Source organism: Bacillus sp. AFS053548 (assembly GCF_002575105.1).
Classification (GTDB): domain Bacteria; phylum Bacillota; class Bacilli; order Bacillales; family Bacillaceae_G; genus Gottfriedia.
Genome location: NZ_NUHI01000043.1, coordinates 1 through 4,890, shown reverse-complemented (window position 1 = coordinate 4,890; position 4,890 = coordinate 1). Strand labels below are relative to the sequence as shown.

At 31.3% G+C, this 4,890-nt stretch carries 8 protein-coding genes; 1 reads left to right on the top strand and 7 read right to left on the bottom strand.

All coding sequences use genetic code 11. The features are described from left to right. Positions 1 to 83: 83 nt before the first annotated feature. The 7 genes from CN946_RS20555 to CN946_RS23695 all read right to left on the bottom strand — a co-directional run bounded on the left by CN946_RS20555 (position 84) and on the right by CN946_RS23695 (position 3,553). The gene (locus CN946_RS20555; protein ID WP_098862799.1) at positions 84 to 860 is read right to left on the bottom strand and encodes a hypothetical protein; all 777 of its coding nucleotides are present in this window, start codon (positions 858 to 860) and stop codon (positions 84 to 86) included. A 165-nt stretch (positions 861 to 1,025) separates the two neighbouring features. Beyond that, positions 1,026 to 1,442 carry a hypothetical protein gene (locus tag CN946_RS20550; RefSeq protein WP_098862798.1) on the bottom strand — a complete coding sequence of 139 codons (417 nt, stop codon included), beginning with the start codon at positions 1,440 to 1,442 and terminating at the stop codon, positions 1,026 to 1,028. A 91-nt stretch (positions 1,443 to 1,533) separates the two neighbouring features. Beyond that, entirely contained in the window at positions 1,534 to 1,869 is a 336-nt protein-coding gene (locus CN946_RS20545; protein ID WP_098862797.1) for a DUF7668 domain-containing protein, read from the bottom strand. A 254-nt stretch (positions 1,870 to 2,123) separates the two neighbouring features. Then, a complete protein-coding gene (locus CN946_RS20540) occupies positions 2,124 to 2,381 on the bottom strand; it encodes a hypothetical protein (RefSeq protein ID WP_176547392.1) in 258 nt (85 codons plus the stop codon). A gap of 206 nt (positions 2,382 to 2,587) precedes the next feature. After that, a complete protein-coding gene (locus CN946_RS20535; protein ID WP_098862796.1) occupies positions 2,588 to 2,923 on the bottom strand; it encodes a hypothetical protein in 336 nt (111 codons plus the stop codon). Positions 2,924 to 3,018: 95 nt separating this feature from the next. After that, a complete protein-coding gene (locus CN946_RS20530; protein ID WP_098862795.1) occupies positions 3,019 to 3,249 on the bottom strand; it encodes a hypothetical protein in 231 nt (76 codons plus the stop codon). Between the two features lie 118 nt (positions 3,250 to 3,367). Further along, positions 3,368 to 3,553 (bottom strand): hypothetical protein, encoded by a 186-nt coding sequence (locus tag CN946_RS23695; RefSeq protein ID WP_098862794.1) that lies wholly within the window; start codon positions 3,551 to 3,553, stop codon positions 3,368 to 3,370. Positions 3,554 to 3,900: 347 nt separating this feature from the next. Between CN946_RS23695 and CN946_RS20520 the strand changes: the two genes are divergently transcribed. After that, positions 3,901 to 4,890, top strand: a 990-nt coding sequence (locus CN946_RS20520; protein ID WP_098862793.1) for an IS110 family RNA-guided transposase, incomplete at its 3' end; no start/stop codon positions are given.

Below are 4,890 nucleotides of genomic sequence, written 5' to 3'. Positions count from 1 at the left end.
ATGCTGGGCACACATAAAAAATGAACTGCCGAAGCAGCCCAACCTAATACAACTAATGCATGCGTTAGTTGAACAAGAATACATTATTTTGTTCTTAAAGGTACTTTGTCATCAACATAGACAAGCGTACCGTCAGTACTTATTAATTCAATATAAACTTGATTACTATCTCTCAATTTCTTTCGATAATCAGATAACTTAAAATTAAATGGAATCGTTATTACCTCATTATTTGAATTTGTGTTTTCAGAAAATAAATCAGCTATTTTAATAGGAAATTCTGAATCATCACCATCGTCATTACCACTTAATGCAAGAATTAAGCCCTGATCAAGCGAAGTGTATTTTGCAATGGTTATTTTTCCTTCGATTTTTTCATCCCAGTTGTATTTCTTTTTAGTTAAAATAATATTTCTAGGATACGAAGCTAAGTACTGCTGGATAAACTGGTTTTGCAATTTTTGACTTATATAAAATGTAGATTGTTTACCGTCATATGGGCTCGTATCGTGTTCAAATGTCCAACCATACTCCATAAAAGTTAGCTTTACTTTGAATGTATTCGGTTTTCTTTCATTGTAAATTTCTTTCTTATTTTCTAACAATAAATCTAGCATCCATCCGTAATCTGCACTTTTTAGTACAACTTGATTACCTAAACGTTTGTCATTACTGATCACTCGTATAGATTCAATAAAAAAATCAGGATCATTTTCTTTAACATACTTTAGGTTTAGCTTTTTAATAGAAATTTGATCCCTCTCGTTATCTGGTATATTGCACTTAACCAGTAATAAACAGGTTGAAAGTAATAAAGTAATTAATATGATAATCTTCTTGAAATGTGATGTCTTTTTCAATAAACATATACCTCAATTCATTTAAATAACTACTTTTATTATATCATTCCTTATGCAACTAAACTGCCATTTTGTGCGATAAAAAAATCGACTAAACAGTCGATCACGTTTTTCAACTAATGCATGCGTTAGTTGAATAAGGTGACTTAAATAATTATGTACCAATTAATTTTTATTGGTACTTTTCTTTTGCTTAAGAATTTCCACTGGAACAAAAAAAGAAACGTAAATAAATGATATAACTACTAATATGGTCACCGTATATCCAATACCTTCTGATAAAAATTTTATAGGCTTTAAACCAACTGACTTTAATGTTATATAAATAAAGTGATACAAATATGATAAAGAAATAAATATTATAATATCCTTAATAATTTGCTTCCAATTTATTTTTTTTGATTCGAAGTAATAAATAACGTTTTTCCCAATTGGATAGAAAATTATATAAAAAAGCATGTCACTTAAATTAATGTCTTTCCCAATTAATAGTAAAATAACAAATAAAATCCCTATAATGACCAAAGGTTTTAATCCGTTTTTTAATAACTGTTTCCTTATTTTATTAAAGAAAGAACGCATGAGGTAGCTCCTTAGAAATTTGCATTTATTTGAATTTATCTAGCCAATCTTGTTGTTCAACTAATGCATGCGTTAGTTGAACAACGATAAACTATAATGCATGTAAATCTTCAATTGAAAACGATAAGATATTATCTGATTGGTCGATTATTGCTTCACAAGACAATGTTAAATCACTTTCTTGATTATTTATCCAAAGTTCAAATTCCAACGCATATCCTGACCCATCATTATATTTATAATAACTAATATTCTCATACGCTACATTAGGTGGAATTGTTAGTGAGCCCCAGTGATTTAGTTCTCTTTTAATGTCCTCAATTGTAATTTCAACTGATAGTTTTGATTTAATTTTAATAGTATCGTTTTTTACTAAATCACAAACAGTTTCTTTAAGTAATAACATTAATTTTTCTTTAATATCCAAAATTCCCACCACCTCTTATGCATTTAATAATACAGTATCTTATTGAACTAATCTGCCATTTAGCTGCATAAAAAAACGCCCCTTCTTTATTGAAATATCGCATACGTTCGTATTATAAGGTCATCCAGTTTTTACTGGTTGACGATTTTTCATATGGTTTTATCATTAGAATAAAAAGCACCTTAAATCTTTCATTTGGGTTTATACTTAATGAACAAGTTAAAAAGCACAGAAGTTAATCTGCGCTTTAATTACTACCATGTCAACCAACCACTAGTTTTTTTATATTTGTGAATTAGTTCGTATTTTTCAATTCTAATTAAATGGTTCATTCGATTTCGATATTTTCGATAATCGTCTTTTCGAACTTCCTTTACTTCTTTATCATAATGAACAGATTTAAAGCCCTTGCGATATTCAAGAAGTTTTTCTCTTCGAGGATTTTTATAAATTTTCTTGCGGTTTTTATTCTGTTCATTTTTCCAATTTGAAACTGTTTTTAAATCTAACATTTCCTTCCCTGCTGCGGGGATTTAGATTATGGCAATTGCCATTGGTGTCAACCGCAACTAATAGAAGAACACTTTGGGATTATACAAGTCTTTTCCTCCTTATGCATTGAATATTTATCTTATTATATATTCAAATAAACATTAACTATTTAAACACTTCGAATGAATTTTTTCTTGTTGAACTAAAGCATCAGTTAGTTCAATAATTACTTTTTCTTTTTCACTTTGTTTTCTTGAAATCTAGCACCCATACCATACATAGCTTTAAACTGAGTGTAAGTGAATAATCCACCTAGAATTGCTAAGATTAATGCCATTATTAGTGGCATATCTGAGTAAAGAGGTAAGGTTAAGGTACAGAAAAATACACCGATCATCATTTTCTTAGGTATTAAAGTCTTTAATTTATTTATGTCATATTTTGATCTAGTTACTCCTGTTAATTGACTATTTTTTGCTTTTGGAAAATATGTAATCCTCACGAATATAAACCAAATCGCAATTAGGAACATTAGAATAAAAAAAGGTGCATTTCCTTTCATTATAAATTAATATCCTTTCAAATGATTTATAACCTATAATTTCCCTTGGATCTTAATCTTAACCAACTAACGCACTGCTTTAGTTGAATAGTGTTCTAATATTTTTTTAAGATTCCATATATAAATCCAGTTAATATAGTAATGGCATAATACAAATTCATTTTTTTAGCTTTCAAATAATACTCCGCTTTTAGTACTTTATTAACCTTTGACTCTTTAAAAACTTGATTAAAGTTTTTATAAGTTTTTATGCCTTCATAAATAGACAAAACACCAAAAATAATAAGTAATATTAAACTAACAGATTTTAAAATCATTATCCCCACTTTTTAAATCCCCCTAAAAACCCTGCTTCCTTCATTCGATTTTATAATATTTTCTTACATTAAATAAGGGAAATCTTGTTCAACTAAAGCATGCGTTAGTTCTATAAGAAACATACTTCTATTTGGTTTTACCGACCTTACTATCATATTTCATTTTAATAATATAAAGTATTGTGGCAATCGCTAAAGTTACTATTGATGTAATTGTTTCTATTTTCTTATTGTCTAAAGTTATATAAATTACATTTACTATTATTATCAATAAAAAGAATATAGTTCTATACTTTTGAACAATAACTTCCATTAAAACTGCTCCTTTTATTCCTAATATTTTCTCCTATTTATTTATTCTATTTACTGTTCAAGTATCCCTTTCCTTATGCAACTAAACTGCCATTTAGCCACCCATGCAGCGCTCGCGCTGCACCACAGCGAATGAAAAAGATTTAAAACCGTCAATACTGCTTCTATGGCTGGGTGAGGAAGGTCGCCGCACTATGGTGCCATTAGAGCCCATCATTTAGTCTGACCCCAACGATCACGGTGCATCACAGACTGTCGCTCCCTTACGGGAAGCACTCATGGTAGATTAATCCTATTCTGATTTTTGCACCAGCCTCTATTTTTAAAGCCATAGGAAGGATGAATTCAATGGAAGTTATCATTGAACGAGTTTGCGGAATGGATGTTCATAAGGACAACATTACCGCATGTATTATGACACCTGAAGGAAAGGAGATTCAAACGTTTTCTACGAAGACGATTTTTTTAATTAAACTGATGGATTGGATAAGGTCACATGCATGTACTCATGTCGCTATGGAAAGTACAGGGGTGTATTGGAAACCCATTGTTAATCTGATTGAAGCCGAAGAATTAGAGTTTTTTGTCGTCAATGCGCAACATATGAAAGCTGTTCCTGGACGAAAAACGGACGTAAAAGATGCTGAATGGATCGCTCAACTTCTTCGCCATGGCTTATTGACAGCTAGCTACGTTCCAGATCGAAATCAACGAGAGTTAAGAGAACTGGTTCGATATCGTCGAAGTATTATTGAAGAACGCTCTCGACAACTTAATAGAATACAAAAAGTACTGGAAGGTGCAAATATAAAACTAGGCTCTGTTGTTTCAGATATTATGGGTGTTTCGTCTAAAGAAATGCTTAACGCCATTGCAGATGGCGAAGAAGATCCTACGAAACTAGCAGGTATGGCTCGTCGCTCATTGAAACGCAAAAAAGATGAACTTGAGCTCGCTCTACGAGGGTATGTTAATCCTCATCAACGTATGATGCTGAAAACAATACTAACTCACATAGATTTTCTAACTGAACAAATTGAAAAACTTGATTCTGAAGTAACACAGAGAGTGAGTACTTATCAAGAAGACATAGAGCGCCTGGACTCAATCCCTGGTATCGCTACACGTATGGCTGAACAGATACTTGCCGAAATTGGAACAGATCTAGAGAACCAGTTTGGAAGTGCTCCCCGATTATGTTCCTGGGCAGCATTAGTTCCAGGACATAATGAAAGTGCTGGTAAAAGGAAATCAACTAAATCAAAAAAAGGTAACAAGTATTTAAAATCAGCCTTAACTGAAGCCGCACATTCAGTAGGTGCATCCAAAAACTACCTT

Excerpts from the sequence above, each read along its gene's own strand:
- CN946_RS20550 (WP_098862798.1), bottom strand. The coding sequence starts at position 1,442 with ATGCGTTCTTTCTTTAATAAAATAAGGAAACAGTTATTAAAAAACGGA.
- CN946_RS20540 (WP_176547392.1), bottom strand. The coding sequence starts at position 2,381 with ATGTTAGATTTAAAAACAGTTTCAAATTGGAAAAATGAACAGAATAAA.
- CN946_RS20535 (WP_098862796.1), bottom strand. The coding sequence starts at position 2,923 with ATGAAAGGAAATGCACCTTTTTTTATTCTAATGTTCCTAATTGCGATT.
- CN946_RS23695 (WP_098862794.1), bottom strand. The coding sequence starts at position 3,553 with ATGGAAGTTATTGTTCAAAAGTATAGAACTATATTCTTTTTATTGATA.